Origin of the sequence: Seonamhaeicola sp., assembly GCF_028281565.1 — a bacterium.
Lineage (GTDB): Bacteria > Bacteroidota > Bacteroidia > Flavobacteriales > Flavobacteriaceae > Seonamhaeicola.
Window position 1 is genome coordinate 100,585 of record NZ_JANQJQ010000006.1, and the last position, 20,023, is coordinate 120,607.

The 20,023-nt window shown below is 36.2% G+C and carries 17 protein-coding genes; 9 read left to right on the forward strand and 8 right to left on the reverse strand.

Annotation, left to right across the window (positions count from 1 at the left end; translation table 11 throughout):
* Positions 1 to 24: 24 nt before the first annotated feature.
* The 4 genes from Q0983_RS02340 to Q0983_RS02355 all read left to right on the forward strand — a co-directional run bounded on the left by Q0983_RS02340 (position 25) and on the right by Q0983_RS02355 (position 4,728).
* A complete protein-coding gene (locus Q0983_RS02340) occupies positions 25 to 2,406 on the forward strand; it encodes an MMPL family transporter (RefSeq protein ID WP_299548143.1) in 2,382 nt (793 codons plus the stop codon).
* A 17-nt stretch (positions 2,407 to 2,423) separates the two neighbouring features.
* On the forward strand, positions 2,424 to 3,197 hold the full coding sequence (locus Q0983_RS02345; RefSeq protein ID WP_299548146.1) for an outer membrane lipoprotein-sorting protein: 774 nt from the start codon (positions 2,424 to 2,426) through the stop codon (positions 3,195 to 3,197).
* Between the two features lie 83 nt (positions 3,198 to 3,280).
* Complete coding sequence (locus Q0983_RS02350) at positions 3,281 to 4,480, forward strand: hypothetical protein (RefSeq protein WP_299548149.1); 1,200 nt, start codon at positions 3,281 to 3,283, stop codon at positions 4,478 to 4,480.
* A 26-nt stretch (positions 4,481 to 4,506) separates the two neighbouring features.
* Positions 4,507 to 4,728 carry a hypothetical protein gene (locus Q0983_RS02355; RefSeq protein ID WP_299548152.1) on the forward strand — a complete coding sequence of 74 codons (222 nt, stop codon included), beginning with the start codon at positions 4,507 to 4,509 and terminating at the stop codon, positions 4,726 to 4,728.
* A gap of 38 nt (positions 4,729 to 4,766) precedes the next feature.
* Here the strand turns inward: Q0983_RS02355 and Q0983_RS02360 are convergent, their stop codons facing one another.
* Together Q0983_RS02360 and Q0983_RS02365 are read right to left on the reverse strand one after the other, a co-directional pair.
* Complete coding sequence (locus tag Q0983_RS02360) at positions 4,767 to 5,594, reverse strand: inositol monophosphatase family protein (RefSeq protein WP_299548155.1); 828 nt, start codon at positions 5,592 to 5,594, stop codon at positions 4,767 to 4,769.
* 2 nt (positions 5,595 to 5,596) lie between these two features.
* A complete protein-coding gene (locus tag Q0983_RS02365) occupies positions 5,597 to 6,544 on the reverse strand; it encodes an oxidoreductase family protein (protein ID WP_299548157.1) in 948 nt (315 codons plus the stop codon).
* 90 nt (positions 6,545 to 6,634) lie between these two features.
* Here Q0983_RS02365 and Q0983_RS02370 point away from each other — a divergent pair, with 90 nt between their 5' ends.
* Both Q0983_RS02370 and Q0983_RS02375 read left to right on the forward strand, forming a co-directional pair.
* On the forward strand, positions 6,635 to 7,459 hold the full coding sequence (locus tag Q0983_RS02370; protein WP_299548160.1) for a cyclase family protein: 825 nt from the start codon (positions 6,635 to 6,637) through the stop codon (positions 7,457 to 7,459).
* Positions 7,460 to 7,609: 150 nt separating this feature from the next.
* Positions 7,610 to 9,199: a sulfatase gene (locus Q0983_RS02375; protein WP_299548389.1), complete on the forward strand. Its 1,590-nt coding sequence runs from the start codon at positions 7,610 to 7,612 to the stop codon at positions 9,197 to 9,199.
* A gap of 41 nt (positions 9,200 to 9,240) precedes the next feature.
* On the opposite strand, the gene Q0983_RS02380 is transcribed toward Q0983_RS02375, so the two are convergent.
* The 6 genes from Q0983_RS02380 to Q0983_RS02405 all read right to left on the reverse strand — a co-directional run bounded on the left by Q0983_RS02380 (position 9,241) and on the right by Q0983_RS02405 (position 14,856).
* A complete protein-coding gene (locus tag Q0983_RS02380; protein WP_299548163.1) occupies positions 9,241 to 10,554 on the reverse strand; it encodes an enolase C-terminal domain-like protein in 1,314 nt (437 codons plus the stop codon).
* Positions 10,555 to 10,773: 219 nt separating this feature from the next.
* Positions 10,774 to 11,289 carry a LytTR family DNA-binding domain-containing protein gene (locus Q0983_RS21360; RefSeq protein ID WP_366140984.1) on the reverse strand — a complete coding sequence of 172 codons (516 nt, stop codon included), beginning with the start codon at positions 11,287 to 11,289 and terminating at the stop codon, positions 10,774 to 10,776.
* Positions 11,290 to 12,332: 1,043 nt separating this feature from the next.
* Positions 12,333 to 12,779, reverse strand: a complete 447-nt coding sequence (locus Q0983_RS02390) for a LytTR family DNA-binding domain-containing protein (RefSeq protein WP_366140985.1) — start codon at positions 12,777 to 12,779, stop codon at positions 12,333 to 12,335.
* Between the two features lie 116 nt (positions 12,780 to 12,895).
* Complete coding sequence (locus Q0983_RS02395; RefSeq protein ID WP_299548166.1) at positions 12,896 to 13,444, reverse strand: hypothetical protein; 549 nt, start codon at positions 13,442 to 13,444, stop codon at positions 12,896 to 12,898.
* 556 nt (positions 13,445 to 14,000) lie between these two features.
* Positions 14,001 to 14,432: a TerB family tellurite resistance protein gene (locus Q0983_RS02400; protein WP_299548169.1), complete on the reverse strand. Its 432-nt coding sequence runs from the start codon at positions 14,430 to 14,432 to the stop codon at positions 14,001 to 14,003.
* Positions 14,433 to 14,646: 214 nt separating this feature from the next.
* Positions 14,647 to 14,856, reverse strand: a complete 210-nt coding sequence (locus Q0983_RS02405; RefSeq protein WP_299548172.1) for a helix-turn-helix transcriptional regulator — start codon at positions 14,854 to 14,856, stop codon at positions 14,647 to 14,649.
* A gap of 157 nt (positions 14,857 to 15,013) precedes the next feature.
* Between Q0983_RS02405 and Q0983_RS02410 the strand changes: the two genes are divergently transcribed.
* From Q0983_RS02410 to mfd, 3 genes are all read left to right on the forward strand, one after another.
* Complete coding sequence (locus Q0983_RS02410) at positions 15,014 to 15,361, forward strand: hypothetical protein (RefSeq protein WP_299548174.1); 348 nt, start codon at positions 15,014 to 15,016, stop codon at positions 15,359 to 15,361.
* Between the two features lie 299 nt (positions 15,362 to 15,660).
* A complete protein-coding gene (locus Q0983_RS02415; RefSeq protein ID WP_299548177.1) occupies positions 15,661 to 16,596 on the forward strand; it encodes a hypothetical protein in 936 nt (311 codons plus the stop codon).
* Positions 16,597 to 16,643: 47 nt separating this feature from the next.
* Entirely contained in the window at positions 16,644 to 20,012 is a 3,369-nt protein-coding gene (gene mfd, locus Q0983_RS02420; protein WP_299548180.1) for a transcription-repair coupling factor, read from the forward strand.
* Positions 20,013 to 20,023: the final 11 nt, after the last annotated feature.

Sequence of the window (20,023 nt, forward strand, 5' to 3'; positions counted from 1 at the left end):
GCCGGTCAACTAATAAATCAAATTATGAATGCACTAAAAAAGGCAAAAAGTTTTGCCAATAAGTTTGCCACAAACTGGGCAAAGTTTGTCATCAAACGGAAATGGCCGGTATTACTGGTAACATTAGCGTTAGCTATGGGATTAGCATCAAAGGGAAATATGGAGTTTGATGGGGATTACCATGTATTTTTCAGTAAATCTAATCCTGAGTTGGAGGCTTTTGATGCCTTACAGGAAAAATTTACCAAGGACGATAATGTCATTCTTGTTCTAACACCTTCAAACAAGAACATATTCACAAAGGAAAACCTCACCGCTATTGAGGAATTAACTGCTGAAGCCTGGAATACACCCTATTCTTCAAGAGTGGACGCGATAACCAATTTTCAATATACAAGAGCCGAAGGAGATGACCTCTATGTGGATGATCTGTCGTATGAATCGACACTCAAATCAGAAGAAGAGATCGCAAAGATCAAAGAAGTCGCTTTAAAAGAACCTTTATTGGTTGACAGGATCATCAATAGAGAAGGTAGCGTGACTGCCATTAACATTACGGTTAAACTTCCGGGATTAGACGTTAATGAAATCCCACAAGAGGTGACGCCATTCGTGAGGAATATGATTTCTGATTTTAAAGAGAAACATCCTGATTTCGAAATTCATTCATCAGGTTTAATACCTATGAATACGGCCTTTTTTGAAGCGTCTATGAAGGATATGATGCTTACCATGATCATGTTGGTAATTGTTATCATTACTACATTGATCCTTACCAGAAATTTTTATAGCATGCTGGCAACTTTGGTAGTAGTCATGTTTTCTATAATAAGTGCTGTTGGCTTTGTTGGTATTATGGGCATCAAACTGACGCCTCCATCAGCAGTATTTCCTACTATGATCCTTACGTTAGCAGTAGCAGACAGTATTCATATTCTGGTTACTATGCTGCAAAAAATGCGTAAGGACGGCTTAAACAAAGTGGATGCTTTGGTGGAGTCTATGCGACTTAACTTTATGCCGGTGTTCATTACCAGTTTAACTACGATAATAGGGTTTTTGACCATGAACTTCGGTGATGTACCGCCGTTCTGGGATTTAGGTAATATTACGGCTTTCGGCATGATGATGGCCTTCTTATTTTCAACCACCACCCTACCCGCTTTAATGGCTATACTGCCGGTAAAGGCCACCGCAAAACAGCAGGAAAGAGAAAAGAAAAAAACAGGATGGTACACCAGCATGGGTAATTTTGTAGTGAAACAACCGGTTAGACTGGCCATAGTTTCGATAGTAGTGATTTCAGGATTGACCTATTTGGCCAATAAGAATGTTTTTAATGACGAGTTCATCAATTACTTCGATAAGACCGTTGAATTCAGAAACAATACAGATTACATTAGTGAAAACCTAACAGGTATATATAATGTAGAATATGCCATTGGCAGTGGGGAAAGCGGAGGCATTAATAATCCGGAATACCTTAAAAATTTAAATGCTTTTGAAGATTGGCTGAAGGCACAACCGGAAGTCATTCATGTGAGCGCCTTTAGCGAGGTGGCACGTCGGGTGAACCGTTCCATGCATGGTGATGATGAAGCCTATTACCGGGTGCCTGATAACAGGGAAGAAGCAGCTCAATACCTGTTATTATATGAGTTGTCACTGCCCTTTGGGTTAGATCTTAACAATCAGATAAATGTAGATAAGTCCGAGACCAGAGTAACAGCCACAATAGATAATATCTCCAGTGCGGAAATGATTGCATTTTCCAAACGCGGTGAAAAGTGGTTACGTGATAATACACCCGAACCTATGCACGCCATCGGGGTAAGTCCAACATTGATGTTCTCCAAGTTGGGCTTCAGGCAAGCCGATAGTATGTTCAACGGGAATATAGTAGCCCTTATATTGATTTCATTGGTGCTAATGATAGCACTAAGAAGCTTTAAGTTAGGATTGTTAAGTATTATTCCAAACGTAACCCCTGTTTTAGTTGGATTTGGTATTTGGTTCCTTTATAAAGGACAAATAAATACCGGTATGGTGATTGTTTTCGGGATGACCTTAGGCATTATTGTAGATGATACCGTGCACTTTATGAGTAAGTTTTTAAGAGCGCGCCGGGAATTGGGTTACGATGCCAAGCAAGCGGTTATCTATGCATTTGAAACCGTTGGAAAAGCTCTGGTAACAACTACCATTGTACTTATTGCAGGTTTTGCTGTGTTGTCCACCTCATCATTTGCATTAAATAGTTACATGGCCCGAATTACTGTCATAATCATTATAGCAGCTTTAATCATTGATTTCATTTTGCTGCCCTCACTTTTAATACTTACAGCTAAAAAAGAAAAACCGGTTGTAATTGAAGAACCTCAACCTCAGGTTGTATTAAATAAATAATAAAAATAACTGAAGACATGAAAAAAATAATCGTATTAACACTTGCAACCTTAAGCACTGTTTTATTGCATGCACAATCTGCCGAAGCACGCGGATTAGAAATAGCAAAAGCGGCTGAACAAGCAGATTTGGGATTTGGCAGCTCGATAGTAGAGTTGAAAATGGTCCTTAAAAACAAGAACGGACAAACCAGTGAACGTTCTTTAATGACAAAAACCCTGGAGCTTACCGAAGATGGTGATAAATCACTCATTGTATTCAATAGCCCGAAGGATGTTAAAGGCACTTCAACCCTTACTTTTACACATAAAATAGGGTCTGATGATCAGTGGTTGTTTTTACCATCCATTAAACGCGTAAAACGTATTTCTTCAAATAACAAATCAGGTCCTTTTGTGGGGAGTGAATTTGCGTATGAAGACTTGTCATCCCAGGAAGTTGAAAAATACACCTATAAGTTTTTGGAAGAAAAAGGGGATTTATTGATTGTAGAACAAGACCCTGTAGATCCAAAATCCGGATATACCAGGCGGGTCATTACCTATAATAAGAACAAAGGTTACCGGATTGAAAAAGCTGAATTTTACGATCGTAAAAATGCCTTACTAAAAACATTGACGTATAGTGACTATAAACTGTACAAGAATAAATTTTGGAGAGCAGGCACATTTCATATGGTAAACCATCAAAGTAATAAAGAAACCCTTCTGCATTTTAATAATTACAATTTTGATGCGAATTTAACGGAAGATGATTTTACCCAGGTGGCACTTCAAAGAGCCGGAAAATAAATTATTGGTGACTAACTTAGTTTGATTAATGCCTGGAAACGGGGTGCTGTTATGGCACCTCGGTTTCCTCTTGAATTAGAATAATGAACTATTATAAAATAATAACAGGTTTAAGCTTTATTTTTTCTTTAGGGTTCCTTCCTGCTCAGGATAATAAAGCAACCCACGATTTTGAGTTAGAACTTGGTACAGAATATAGATACTTTACTAAAACAGGCCAATTCTCAGGTCAAAAAGAACATTTTCCTTCGGTGTCTATTCAACCTGAATATTCGGTAGATTGGAAGGATGGTGAAGAAAGTATCAATGCCACAGCCTTTTTTCGTTTGGATGTTGATGATTCCAGAACACATTGGGATATCAGGGAATTATATTATCAAAAAACCAAAAACAATTGGGAGCTAAATGTAGGGCTTAAAAAAGTGTATTGGGGTGTTATAGAAAGTAATCATTTAGTTGACGTTATAAATCAAACTGATGCGGTTGAATCTTTCGATGGTGAGCAAAAATTAGGACAGCCAATGGTGCAGTTTGTACTGACTACCAATAGCATTGGAACCTTTAATTTTTTCTATTTGCCTTACCACCGGAAACGTACGTTTCCGGGAGAAAGGGGACGATTTCGTTTTCCAATTGTGATCGACCAGGATGATCTTGCCTATGAAAGTAGTGCCGAGGAATGGCACCAGGATTTTGCCTTCAGATGGTCGCATTATTTTGGTGCTTTTGATGTGGGCCTATCACATTTTTATGGGACGGGAAGAGAGCCGTTGTTCATGTTTGACAATACTGGGAACATCAATGCTTTTTATCCGATCATAAACCAAACTGGTTTAGATCTTCAGGTTACACATAATGCCTTTTTATGGAAGCTGGAATCCATTTATAGAGATGCAGATGCTCAAGACTTTTTTGCTTTGGCCGCTGGATTAGAGTTTACCTTTAGCAATATTGATGGTAACGGATTAGATATTGGACTTTTAGGTGAGTATCTATACGATGAACGCGATGAGCTGGCATTAAATGCTTTGCAGAATGACTTGTTCTTTGGAAGTAGAATTGCTTTTAACGATACACAGGACACTTCAATTCTCTTAGGGGGTATAACAGATTTAGAATCCAGCAGTAAAATTTTCAGTATTGAAGCATCCAGACGCTTTGGAAGTAACTGGACAGCGGAAGTGGAAACAAGGATATTTAGTGACATTGACAATAATGAGTTTATACTGTCAAACTTTAGGGATGATAGCTTCTTTAGGCTAAGCATATTCAGATATTTTTAAACTAAAGGAATCATAGAAATTTGGTTTTGGAGACAAATCAAGATTACTCTGAAGTTTTAAGTGATTTTCAAGCTATTTTTAAGGAATGTCTTTTGAAAGTTGAAGAGCAAGGATTCAATAATCAATTTGAAGAGAATATCGTTGGCTTATTTTTAATCAATAGTTGGTTGGGAGCATTGCTTAGAATGGAATCGAATAATCCGCTGGAAGGATTTAAAGATTTTATAATTCAACAATTGTCAAATTGAAAGATAAATGAAATAACAATAGCATTTAAAAACAGCTGCTATTCTAAAATTAAGTTAGAATAATAAACGCCAACATTGTTCATAAAAGTACTATTCTTTTTATTCAAATCTAATGTTTCGCCCGTAAAGCTAGTTGCGGGTAAACCAAGTTCCTGGTATATACAAGCTGTGGCAGCATAATCCCAAATACTTCCACCACCAATATTTTTCTTAGGGAGTTTTAAAAAACAGGCAGGTCCGTTTTCCAAAACTAAAATAGCGCACATAACAGCACCTGCTCCGGATATTTCTTTAATGCCTTTTAATCCTAAATTAGTTTTATGTTTATTCAGAATGCCTTGAATTTCATCAGACTTAGGGGTGTCCTTTAATTTTTTATCAGTTGCATAAGTTAAATAATCATTGGTGTTTTTAATTGACCAAGTTTTTTTGTTTTTAAAAGCACCCTTATCTTTTACAGCATGGTATAAGGTGTTAGTGCTCGGATCAAAAACAACGCCAACTACAGGTGTGCCATCTCTTGAAATTAAAGCAATGGCTACAGAAAATCCAGCTTGTTTATTAATAAATGCCAACGTACCATCCATGGGGTCTACACACCAAAAAAAATCTTTTTCAAGTCGACTGCCATCATCTTTAGTTTCTTCAGACAACATGCCAATATCATCCGTTTTACAAGTGGGCATTAAATGTGACAAAATAATGCTTTCGCATTCACGATCTACTTTTGTTACTACTTGAGAGGCATAGCTGGAGCCTCCTTCCTTTGTCTCCACAACCATGTTGTCATTCATATATTTCTGAATGACTTTTCCAGCTGAAAGCGTCGCTTCAATGGCTATGTTTGCTAAGTGTTGTAAATCCATTTCTATAGATTTTTGATAACTTCCGAAGTGATACGTTCACTATAACTATTAATTTTCCAGTGACCGGGGCTCCAGCCTTTTAAAAACCTGTGAAAATCCGCCCAAGCCACACGGTATAAAGGTCGCCATTCGTTTTCTAAGGCTTCATTGTTTTCACCAAGTGCCTTGTTCAAATGGTTGAAATAGGTGTCTAGTATTTTGGGTTCCATACGCTCGCAATCACTTTCATGAAGGCAACTTCCAATAAAATAGGCAACATCTTTCATACCACATCCGCCGCCTACATATTGAAAATCTACACCTGCTACTTGTCCGTTTTCAGAAAAACAAAAGTTAGCCAGTTTTGAATCGCCGTGAACAAAAGTTTGAAACTTGCAATTGTTCAATTGTTTGTCAATTGCGGCTGCAGCGTTTTTTAAAGCTGTATCTTCTAAAACTTCTAGTTCTTGAGGTCTTGTGTTCAAATGCCAGTAGGTGCCAACCTCCCAAAGTCCGTTAGGAACTATCCCTAAATAACTCGCATGGAACTGAGCCAACCATTTCAAACAGCTATCTATATCCTGCCATTCTACCTTATGTTTTCGTAATGGGAAACCTGCTTTATCCAAATCTTCAAGAACTATAAGAACTTCATCTTGGTAGCGTTCAATAGCTAAGCATTTTGGTAAACGTGCCATACTGGATCTACTATACTGCTTATACCATGTGGTTTCAACTTCATAGGATTTTAATTTTCTTTGATGCCCTATATTAGTGTTCCATCCCCTGGGATGATGATGATGCCTTGGTAGCTGCACATGTTTAATGACAACACTTTCCAAAGTAGAATCTTCTAATGCGACACGAATAATTTTGCCATAACCACTCCATAGCTCCTGAATCATATCTTTTTCAACTAAAGAAGAGGCACCGGTTTTCTGTAAAATAACAGATTTAAAATAGTCATTCATACGGTGTCAAAGGTAGCAAAATGTAGTATTTAGTCAGTTCAAACGGTCTTGTACTTTTTATATGTATATTTAAGTACTAATACACGTATTATGAATAAAATTATCTTTCTACTTACAGCCCTTCTAATGTTCTCTTGTAAACAAGAACAAAAACCAGTTGAAAAAGATTTAGAAGCTCCAAATCCAGTAAGTTCTAAACCTAAAATAATTGATTTAACCCATGAGTTTTCTGAGGAAACGGTCTATTGGGTAACCGCCAAGGAGTTTGAAATGGATGTGGTTGCCGAAGGTCATACCGATGCTGGTTACTATTACGCTGCCAATAATTTCGCTACAGCCGAACACGGAGGTACCCATATTGACGCCCCGATCCATTTTGCAGCCAATAAGCAACATGTCAATGAGATTCCATTAGAAAAATTAATAGGTCCAGCTATTAAGGTAGATGTGTCTGAACGTTCGTTTACCAATCCGGATTATTTGGTAAGTATAGAAGATTTCACCAATTGGGAGAAGGAACATGGTATGCAAATCCCCGAGGGTAGTATCGTATTATTGGAAACAGGGTTTTCAAAATACTATCCCGATAAAAAGAAATATTTGGGTACCGACCAACGCGGTCCAGAAGCAGTTAAATTGTTGCATTTCCCCGGATTGGATCCAGAAGCGGCCCAATGGTTGGTGGATAACAGAAAGATTAATTCCATTGGACTTGATACGCCTAGTATAGATTATGGCCAGTCCAAAGACTTTAAGGCTCATGTTATTTTACTTTCGGAAAATATTCCTGCTTTTGAGAATCTAACCAATCTAGAACAACTCCCTACTAAAGATTTTGAAGTTGTGGCCTTGCCTATGAAAATTAAAGGTGGTAGTGGTGCGCCGTTAAGGATCGTGGCTTTTGTGAATGAGTAAACATTGACTATACATAATTTATACTTTTTCAGGATAGCTTATAAAAGCTATTTTATTGCTTTATATTGACAATGTTTTTTAATCAACTAAACTATTAACGTGAAACATGAATTTTTCAAAACTCCGTTAGCTTTTTTTGCTCTTTTGGCCATGGCATTTTTTTCATGTGAAAAGGAAACCAAGGTTGAAAAACCAAATATCTTGTACATTATGTCTGATGATCACACTTCTCAAGCCATTGGAGCCTACGGAAAAAGATTAGCGCGTTTAAATCCTACGCCTACCATTGACCGATTAGCAGAAGAAGGTATTTTGTTGGAAAACACGTTTTGTACCAATTCCATTTGTACCCCTTCAAGGGCGAGCATTATGACCGGTCAGTTCGGACAAGTGAATGGTGTGGTTGATTTAAGTGGTAGGTTAGCACCGGAAAATCAATACCTTCCGATAGAAATTAAAAAGCAAGGCTATGAAACCGCCATGGTTGGTAAATGGCATTTAAAGCACGCTCCGGAGGCTTTTGATTATTACAATGTGCTTCCTGGTCAGGGTGATTATTTCAACCCTACCCTGTATAGCAGAGAAGGCGGCGAAAAGAAGGAAATTCGTTTTGAAGAAGACCTGGTTCGAGAAGTAAACGCCATGAAATACGAAGGGCATTCATCAGATGTTATTACGGACATTTCATTGGATTGGTTAAAGAACAAGAGAGACAAGTCCAAACCTTTCTTTTTAATGCATCACTTTAAAGCACCGCATGATTTTTTCGAATTTGCACCCAGATATAAAGCGTATTTAGAGGATGTAGAAATACCAGAACCTGCAAACATGTGGTATAATGGGAATAATGGTTCCATAGCAACAAGAGGTGAAAACAATCATTTGATGGATACCATAGGCTCCTCTATTGGTCACAGAAATGTGATCAGAAATATGGGGATACACATGGAAATAGACCCAAATATACCTGACCCTGAGTATAAAAAATTAGCCTACCAGGAGTACTTGAAGCGTTATTTACGTTGTGTAAAAGGAGTGGACGATAACGTTAAACGCATTTTCGATTACCTGGAAGCCGAAGGGATTATGGATAATACTATTATTATTTATACTGGGGACCAGGGATTCATGTTAGGAGAGCACGACTACATTGATAAACGATGGATGTATGAAGAGTCTCAGCGCATGCCGTTTTTAGTACGATATCCTAAAACGATTAAAGCGGGCTCTCGTTCGGATGCTATGATAAATAATACCGATTTTGCTCCAACCATGATTGAAATGGCTGGGGGTACTGTGCCTGAATATATGCAAGGATCCAGTTTTAAGTCCATTTTAGAGACCCGAGAAGAAGCGGAAGGGTGGAAGCAAGATACTTATTACCGCTATTGGATGCATATGGCTCACAAACATAATAATCCGGCACATTTTGGAATTAGAACAAAAGATTACAAGCTTATTTTCTTTTATGGCCGCGATTATCAAACCAATAGAAATACCAAAGCACAAAAATGGGCGCATAACCCGGCATCTATGTCTGATTTCATAACACCGGTAGCCTGGGAGTTTTATGACCTAAAAAAGGACCCTGAAGAAATGGATAACAGATATAAGGACCTTAAGTATGCCAGTATCATTTCTGATTTAAAGTCTCGATTGAAGACCTTAAGAGATGAGGTTAAGGAAGATGATTCTAAATATCCGGAGATACAGAAGGTCATTGATACATATTGGGATTAAAACCTTTATTTGAAATAAGGTTGGTTATGTAAATGCAAAGGCTAAGTGATTGGTTTATGCGTTTTAATATACTCAGGATCTATATTAACACCAAGCCCTGAACCGGTGGGAACATTTATCACACCATCAATACTTTCAAATGGCTCCGTTTTACTTTCAACTGGTATAAGGGTGCCGTTTGCGTCTTTGGTGGCAAACATTTTAAACTCATGAAACTCTGCGGCGTTTTTGCAAGCTGAAACCATATGCAACATATATAAATAGCCCAGGCCACCACTGGACATGTGAGGTGCTATGGTTTGTCCCATAACTTCCGCCATTCGAGCGATTTGTTTAGTTCTAATCATACCTCCGAAATAAAAGATATCGGGTTGTACTACTTGAAATACGTCATTGGCTATCAACCAACGGAAGGTGTGAAGACGCGATTCCTGCTCGCCTCCGGCCATAGGAATCTTAAGGGCTTCCTGGACTTGCTTTTGCTCCTCATACCATTCATAGGGAATAGGCTCCTCGTAAAAGTAATAGTTATATTCTTCCAGCAGTTTGCCTAGTTTAACGGCACCTTCAACGGTATATGTACCGTTTCCGTCAATCATCAGATTCATGTCCTCACCAAACTTTTCACGGGCAAGTTTCACCAGTTTTTCTGTTCGTCCGGGAGCATTATCTTTATCATTGCCAACATTATGCCCATAACCGGCACGTAGTTTTATGGCTTTGGCTTTGGTGTCTTCCCAATCTTTATACATCAAATCAAGGGATGTTTCAGGTTCACTTTTACGAAGTTCATTAATTCTTGTGCCCAAATAAATGGATACCTCAGGATTATGAAGGTTTCCAATGAGCGCTCCTACAGGTTTATTGGCAATGTTTCCCAACATGTCCAGAATGGCAAATTCAAGGGTTGCCATTTGAACATTTAAAGGAATGCCATGCAATCGATAATTACCTACGGCAGCATTAAAAATCAAAGTATCTAAATCTCGGGCGTCTTTACCTATAAAATGGTTACTTATACGATTAAACATAGGATATCCGATTTTTGAATAAAAAGGATGGCCAATAGAAACCCCTACCGCGCCATCTGCGGATTTTACCTGGCATATAAAATTATTCCTATCTCGAAGCAATTCAATAGTTTCTATAATAACAGGACTGGAAAACAATTCCCTTTTTAAAACGGGTTTATTTAGGGCTTCATCAATCGCTACATAGACTTGTGAACTATTTATCTGCTTTTGTGGACTTTCAGATTTACAAGCAGTCAAAGGTAAAAGGGTGGAAGCGGCACCTGTTAAAGCAGCAGTTTTTATAAAGTCTCGCCGGGAAGTATTCATTTGATATGTTTTCATACAAGATACTAAGTATCCGTCAATTTTAAAATATGGCTGCTTGAAAATAAAAATGCGCCGGAGTAATTCTGGCGCATTTAATGGACATTATTTATTTGTTGAGAAAAGAGCTATCGAAGGGCTTATAATGTATTGCTTGTGGGCGGATCAGCTACTTTTATGTCCGGGATATTGGTTTGGTTATTTAAGCCCCACAGGTTCAATTCCTGTGGGGCCATGTTACGTGTACGATTTAAAATAGGCCATTAAGGCTGCTTTTTTTGAAGCAGATACTGGTAAGTATTGGCCGTTACTTAATTTAATGCGTCCTGTTTTACCTTTTCGGTAGTATTTTACGATCTCATTTATATTAACTAAATAAGATTTATGTATACGGACAAAATTGTCAGTACCTAAAACATCTTCAAAATATTTTAGGGTTTTGCTTACTAAATATTTCTCACCGTTTTTAAGATATACCTTAGTATAATTATCATCTGCCTCGCAATAAGAAATGCAGGTCTTATTAATGACTTCAAAACCATCTTGTAAAGGAATTAAAATCTTACTTTTTAATCCTTCATTTTTTTGTGCTTTCATTTTGTTCAGTTCTTCTTTGGAATTAATTATTACATAATAAATCTCATTGTTTTTATGTAATGCAGCTTTATCCAGAGCTTTTATAATACCTTCAAGGTTGTATGAATTAACATCCAATACCTGAGGCAAATCTTCTTTATTTAAATTATTTTCCATAGATGGTTATTCAATAGGTTAGCATTCATTTTTAAGGGGTATCTGGCTTTGAAAATCAATAATAGAATAGCAATTTTATAGGGTGACGTTAAATCATAAATAAAATTTTGCACTATTTTAAGCTATTATAGTTTACTTTATTATTAGTGTTCATTTTTCATCAAAATGTTACCCGGGCTAAACCTAAAAAGCATAATATTTTTTAATGCGGTACCGTAAGGCTTATAAAACTGATTGGATTGGTAAATAGTTTTGGGATGAAACAATCTTAAGATTATTCTATTGTGGAATGTTTCTATAAAATTACTTACGAGAAAAGGCCTGGGTTTAGTTTTGGACATGAGGCCACTACCAGAATTTAAATGCAAAGAGTGTTGATCATAGTGTTCGGTTTATTAGTATAATTCTTACTTAGTTTGTTACAATATTTTACAAATATTGTACTCTTATAACTCTCTAAATTGAGTATTATTTTCAAGATATTTAACTTGTTAACAATAATTTAGGTCTAAAACCTATTGATTTAGGCTTATTTTAACAGAGAAACCTGTTAAGTTTTTTTTTCCAGAGCAGAATTTTATTAAAGCACTACAAAAAAAGTGCCACGTTTTGTAAGTTTTTTAACATTGTGATTTGCTCTGAACTTTGTCACTATTTATTACAACTTTATACGGTTTACAAATAGCTCTAATTTGTCTTTTTTTCATAATGATTGTTTTAATGATTACAAGACAAAAATGCAAAGAATACCCAAGTTTCGAAAAACAAAATAGTATTAAAACTGACGATATAAATTGTATTTTTTCAAAATAATTTGCTTTTATTGTGCTGTATAATAATATTAAATGACGATGTAAATTATAAATTTAATCTGCATAATTTCTTTGTTTTCTAATCCTATATTACTGACGAATTTTTATTGAACATACAAGTAAGGTTTGCTATCTAAGCATGGGAGTTTCAAGAATGGATTTAAACAAAAAATGCGCCGATAGTAAATCGACGCATTCATAATCAAACACCTATTTTGAAGGGCAAACGGCTTACTTGAAGTAAGACAAGAGTTTTGACTTTTTCATGGCTGAAACCGTAATCTCTTTTCCGTTACTTAACACGATACTTGCTCCTTTGCCCTTGCTGAAGTATGCCACAATTTCGTTGACATTCACCAGGTAGGATTTATGTACCCGGGCAAAGTGTGCCTTGTTAAGGGTCTCTTCAAAATATTTAAGGGTCTTACTTACCATTTTCACGTCTCCGTTGGTAAGGCATATCCGGGTATAATTATCATCTGCTTTACAGTACAAAATATCCCGCGTATGGATGACTTCGAAGCCATTCTGATATGGGATCATGATCTTATTGGTCATGAGCTCCATCCGTGATGTCGCCATCCCGGTAGAAAGGGCCTCATCGCCATGGTGTGACAGCGCATCTATCAATGCTTCCATAGCGTCATACAAATGGCTGTTATATAAATTAGTTTTCATGATGTTCTACTTAAAGATTAGTGCTGACCTTAAGCTTGTTCGCGCGCCACATTCCTAAAATCCGCCGGTTATAAGGATCAGCATAACATCATGACATCTGCATATCGATTTAAGATTTACTTTGTTTCAGAGGTTTCTGATCCTTTTTTCTTTCTTTTTTTCTTTTTCTTCTTCCAGCTTCCGGCCCCTGCTTTTTTCTGCACTCTGGATATAGCACCATCTACATGCGTAATAAAAGCATCACTGGTGGCTATGCTTTTGGCTTCAGTAAAACTGGTAATAGCTCTTTTAAACATACCTTGCTTTTCAAACAAAATGCCTTGTAACAGCTTAAGCTGGCCCTTGTCAACACCCCTTACAGTCAGTGCAAAAGAGATCAATCGTTCAGCTTCGTTATAATCATCATTCATCACTAAAGCATGAACGTAAAAGGGATAAGTTACGGGCATGTCAATGGCTTGTGCCACGGCTTCGGCATAGTAATGCTTGGCTGTTTCAAAATCTTTTAATTGTTCGGCATAAATGCGTCCCATTAAACAAAGCGCCTGCGGATCTTTACTGTTGTATGACAGGGCATAGTTTAACGCTTCAAGGGTTTCCTCAAGGCTGTATGGGTAGGCATCAAGCGCCTGAAACAAATAGCTGTTGTGCAAATTGATATCCATTGCATTGTTATTTAAAAATTAATACCTGGTTTGAGTGTAAGGCCATAAGGCATACACCCGATACCGATCGGACAGATCTATTCTAAGATGTTTGGAATAAAATATCCGAAACAGTTAGCTTGCTTCGGATGTTTTCTGGAAAGTTAATCTACAGAAAGTACCGAAGCCTTATAAATGACCGAAGGTCACTACACACACTTACAAAGGGTATGCTATATTTTAACATGGCTTCTTGTTTTTAATTATATTTTTCTAATGCAGTTACTTATTCAAAACTGCGATGCAAAGATGAAAACTATTCTTTAAAAAACAAATATTTTTTTAATTTAATTTATTGAAAATCAATTAGTTAAATTAAAATTTAAACAAAAAAAATCCTGTCCGCTTTTTAGCAGATCGTTGAGGTTTTTGGCAAAAGTTTGTTTCCCAGTTGCTTACACTCCAATGGCTTATATTTTAGTTTTTAAAATCCTTGTTCAATGCGTTTCAAAATTTTTCAAAAAAAAAGCGTCCAATTATAATTGGACGCTTAAATATGATAGTTTTTAACTATGTCTTATCTATTCATATTCTTTATTTGGTCCACAAAATGATCTAAATCTGCTTCCTGACTAACTAAAGTAGAAGCTTTATCAATGATGTATTTCACATTTACCGCGTGAAAACCAAGTCCAACAGCAATCTTTTTCAGAAGCAATAATTCCGACTCTCCTTCAATATTATCAACATATACCATTCTTACTAAATCGTATAAACGCTCTAAACGTCTGTCGTAAGACACTGGCGGATTAATTGGGTGCGAATTATAATTTTTTAAAATAGCTTTATAATCGGTTGCACTAATATCTAAATTATTAGCCAACCTGTCTAAAAACGCGCGTTCTTCATCTGTAATAATACCATCGGCCATCGCCACCCTAACAATAGAAGCAAAATGGCTTTCATTACGCTTTTTAAATCCGCTGTCAAATAAATCTGAAATCGACATATATTTTTGTTTTTATAGTGGTGCAAACGTACATATTATTTTTAAGATTTTAAACCCAAATTTCAATTTTTTGGGCATTCCCGCAAGGGTCGGGCTTTCACTACTCAATCCCTCCTTCGTCGGGGATTTCAAACATACCGTTCAATCCCTAACGCACTTGTTTGCGGGCTTAGTGTCGTTAGTTAGTTACTTTTTTCTTTTGGGAAGGTTCGTTTTACTTTTTAGAAGATACAAGAAGTTCTCTTACATCTACATCTAAAGCTTTTGCTACTTGAAATAAATTTTCAATTCTAGGTTGCATATCATTTCGACACCATTTAGAAATAGTGTTAGTGTTCATATCTATCTCATCTGCCAACCATTTGTTGGTTTTCCCCTTTTCCGCTAAAACAGCTTTTATTCTATTGTAAATTGGCTTTTCCATAGTAGTAGCTATGCTTTTCTATCAAAAATAGTGAAGAAAAATAAATGCTCTTATAACTAAAATATGCTTTATTAGGAGTTTTAAAAATCTTTATGTAACTTTGAAATGCTTTAAAGGGAGATAAATAAACTTTTAAAGTTTTTTAAATAATTTAATTATGAAAATCAATTATCCAAAAAACTTGCCGTTAGTCAAAATGCCTAAAGAAGCAGAATTTGCCATATTTTTTATTAAAGAAGAATTAAAAAGTCGAGCACTAACTAATGGTTTTAATAAAATGGGGTTCGATGGAAGTATTTGTATTTCAGATTTTAGCGACTTTATCTTTTCAATTATAGGTATAGATAATAATAAGTCAGATGAGTTTTATGAGTGGTATCTGGGTCAGTTAGATATTTTTTGTAAAGATGTTGATTTGTTCAAAGGAGAAACTTTGTCAAAACAAGCCTTCGATTTCTATATCCATTTATTAATTGAAAAAAGAGGACTTGGTGAAAGGAGATAAGTTTGCGATTTCAAACATAAAGCCTGTGGTCAGCGAAGTCGAACTATTCAATCCCTAACGTAATAAGGATATCATTTCAAACAATATCAAAAATTTCTTTAAATATTGATTTGTAGATTATAAAAATCAAATCGTCAAAAATTCTGAAACTTTGGAAGAAATTTAGATTTCATTTTTGGTTTTCTTTTGAAGGATTCCTCGGTTCAATTTGACTTATTGGTTCGTTCAGTGATATGTTAGTGTGAATGTAGGAAAAATCAAATCATATTCCTTACTTTTATTATTTAAACAAATAACAGATGAAAGTTTGCCCAATAACCTCAAAAGCAATAAGTGAATACTCGAGAGTACATTCGGTATCGTACTCCGTTGACATAAATGGTAAAAAAGTCTATTTCCAGTTTTGTGAAAAGTGTTTTTATAAAATTGATTTTGATAGATATAGAGGAGCAATTTTTGGTTTAATATTAAACGGAAAATTGGATCCTGAAAAGCAGAGAATACATTGGGATTCTCAAAACAAGGATGAATTTGATTTAAAGAAGTTTTTAGACGAATCTAATCACCCTAAAACTCCAAAAGAAAAGTTTGACAATTTTTTATTGAAGTTGTTTAAGCATCGAGACGGAAGAGGAATTATCAATTATAGTAAGCTTTTAAAGGAAAGCTTCGTTGCTAAATGTTATTTTAATAGTTTTGGGGAAGCCGAAATATACCTAAAATCGATGGATAAGAGAGGCTTTGTTGAGTATAGTGGGTCATTAACACCCGAAGGAGGTGGTATTTATTTCCCAATTACTTATGAAGGCCTAAACTATATTGTTCAGTTGGAAGAAAATGGGAGTGAATCAAAGAAATGTTTTATTGCAATGGCTTTTGATTCTCGAACTTTAAAAATACGAGAGGCAATCAAAAATGCTATAATTAAAACAGGCTTCAGGCCTGTCGTAATTGATGAAGAAAATATTGATAGCGACCAAACCATTAATGATGCAATAATTGCAGGGATTAAGAATTCTAAATTCTGTATTTCTGATTTCTCCTATCACAGAAACGGAGTCTATTTTGAAAGCGGTTTTGCTTTAGGTCTAGGTAAACCTGTTATTTATTGTTGTTCAGAAGAAGAATTTAGTAAGGCTCATTTTGATATAAAACCCCTTCAACATATTATTTATAAATCCGAAGATGAATTAGAAAAAAGATTGATAGATAAGATTGAAGCTTGGATAAAATAATTAGTTGAAACAACTATATTTGCATTCGTTAAAACGACGTTGATTAAGTGAGCCTTTCAAATCTCTCGCAAGTTTATACACAGGCTTTGCAAACGCAAAATCTGCAGAATATTATTGCCCGATCTCAACCCTTCAACGTCGCTCAGGACAAGCCTAAGACACATTTAAAAGGGCTTGTTGGTTCTTCGTTTTCTTATGTTATTTCAAGTGTTTTTAAAACTGCCGAAAAACCATTTTTAATAGTTTTTAATGATAAAGAAGAGGCGGCACATTATCTCAACGACCTGGAGCAACTTATTAATGATAAAGATGTATTGTTCTATCCGGGTAGTTATCGCAGACCGTATCAAATTGAGGAAACTGATAATGCCAATGTCCTTTTGCGAGCTGAGGTTTTAAACCGTATCAATTCACGCAAAAAACCGGCCATTATTGTTACCTATCCGGACGCCCTTTTTGAGAAGGTCGTAACTCGCAGAGAACTTGAGCGCAATACTTTAAAAGTAGCTGTAAATGATGACCTGTCTATAGATTTTGTAAACGAGGTATTATTTGAATACCAATTCAAACGTGTCGATTTTGTGACAGAACCCGGCGAATTTTCGGTTCGTGGCGGTATAGTGGATGTCTTTTCATTTTCACATGACGAACCCTATCGCATTGAATTTTTTGGAGATGAAGTAGATAGTATCAGAACCTTTGATGTGGAGTCGCAATTATCAAATGAACAGGTAAAGAAAATCAACATCATTCCAAATGTTGCCAATAAATTTTTGGAAGAAAGCCGACAAAGCTTTTTAAAATATATTGCTCAAAAAACGGTAGTTTGTTTAAAGAATGCCGATTTATGCTTTTCAAGAATCGATGATTTTTTTAGTAAGGCCGAAGAAGCCTTTAAAGAACTGTCTTCTGAGTTAAAGCACGATGAGCCCGAAGCGCTCTTTTGCAACGCTGCCCTGCTAAAAAAGCAACTATTGGATTTTGCAATTATTGAATTTGGGACACAAAGTGTCTTTCTGAATGAAGCCCATAAAATAATACAATATAACACTACCCCACAACCAGCCTTCAATAAACAATTCAATTTATTAATTGAAGATTTAAATGCCAATCATAAGCAGGGATTTACCAATTATATCGCTTGTGTAAGTGAGCAACAAGCCAAACGGTTTCATGACATTTTTGAAGATGTGGAAGAAGATGTTCACTACAAAACCATTGTACAATCCTTATATCAGGGCTTTGTAGACCATGATAACAAAATAGTTTGTTATACCGATCATCAAATATTCGAGAGGTATCACAAGTTCCACATTAAAAATGGCTATGCTAAAAAGCAAGCCATTACCTTAAAAGAGCTTACCAATTTGGATGTTGGCGATTATGTCACCCATATTGACCATGGTATCGGGCGATTTGGTGGACTTCAAAAGATTGACGTTGAAGGTAAAAAACAGGAGGCCATCAAACTCATTTATGGCGAACGCGATGTATTGTATCTAAGCATTCATTCATTACATAAAATTACCAAATACAATGGTAAAGACGGAAAGCCCCCAAAAATCTATAAACTTGGAAGTTCTGCCTGGAAAAACCTGAAGCAAAAAACTAAGGCCCGGGTTAAGCATATTGCTTTTAACCTCATTAAGTTATACGCAAAGCGAAAAACTAAAAAGGGTCATCAATATAATCCGGATAGCTATATGCAGCATGAGTTAGAGGCGTCTTTTATTTATGAAGATACCCCTGACCAAAGTACGGCTACAGCAGATATAAAAGCCGATATGGAAAGCGAACGCCCTATGGATCGCTTGGTCTGCGGCGATGTTGGTTTTGGCAAAACCGAAGTCGCTATTCGTGCCGCTTTTAAAGCGGTCGACAACGGCAAACAAGTGGCCGTTTTAGTACCAACAACCATTTTAGCGTATCAACATTCCAGGACTTTTAAAAAACGCTTACAAGATTTTCCGGTTGTGGTGGATTATCTAAACCGATTCAGGACTGCCAAAGAAAAACGCTTAATAGTAGAAGGCTTAGAGCAGGGTAAGGTGGATATTATTATCGGTACCCATCAACTGGTAAACAAAAATGTGAAGTTTAAAGATTTAGGCTTACTTATAGTTGATGAAGAACAAAAATTTGGAGTAGCAGTTAAAGATAAACTAAAGACTCTAAAAGAAAATGTTGATGTCCTGACTTTAACTGCTACACCCATTCCGCGAACACTTCAGTTTAGTTTAATGGCCGCCAGGGATCTGTCAGTCATTACCACACCACCACCAAATCGATACCCTATTGAAAGCCATGTGATCCGTTTTAATGAGGAAACCATTCGTGATGCGGTGAGCTATGAAATTCAACGTGGTGGTCAGGTATTTTTTATTCATAATCGTATTGAAAATATCAAAGAGGTAGCTGGTTTGGTGCAGCGTTTGGTACCGGATGCTAAAATAGGTATTGGTCATGGACAGATGGAAGGCAAAAAACTGGAACAACTCATGCTGGCCTATATGAACGGTGAGTTTGATGTTTTGGTGAGTACTACTATTGTTGAAAGTGGGCTTGATGTGCCTAACGCCAATACTATTTTTATCAATAATGCCAATAATTTTGGATTGAGTGATCTGCATCAAATGCGAGGACGTGTTGGAAGGAGCAACAAAAAAGCATTCTGCTATTTTATTACACCGGAATATTCGGCTATGACCGAAGATGCCCGTAAACGTATTACAGCTTTAGAACAGTTTACTGAATTAGGTAGCGGATTCAATATTGCTATGAAGGACTTAGAAATTCGTGGTGCTGGCGATTTGCTTGGTGGTGAACAAAGCGGATTTATAAATGAAATAGGATTCGACACCTATCAGAAAATATTAAACGAAGCTATTGAAGAACTCAAAGAGAATGAATTTAAAGACTTATATAGTGAATCGGATGTTGATAAAGTATATGTAAAAGATGTAACCATTGATACTGATTTTGAGTTATTATTCCCGGATAGTTATGTAAACAATATAGCTGAAAGACTAAGCCTTTATACTAAGCTTAACGAATTAAAAACAGAAGCGGAATTACTTCAATTTGAAAAAGAATTAATAGACAGATTTGGCGAATTACCTGAACAAGTGACCGATTTGCTAAACAGTGTCCAAATAAAGTGGATAGCCTCTAAAATAGGCTTTGAGAAAATTATCATGAAACATGGTAAATTTGTTGGCTACTTTATTAGCGATGAACAAAGTAGCTTTTATCAAAGCCCGTGGTTTACTAAAGTATTGCAATATGTGCAGGCAAATGCCGCTTTATGTAAAATGAAAGAGAAAGAAACACGTAAAGGCTTACGATTATTGCTTACTTTTGAAGAAGTAAAATCGGTTGAAAAAGCTTTAACATTATTAAGACCTATTGTGGCTTGATTATTGTCTTA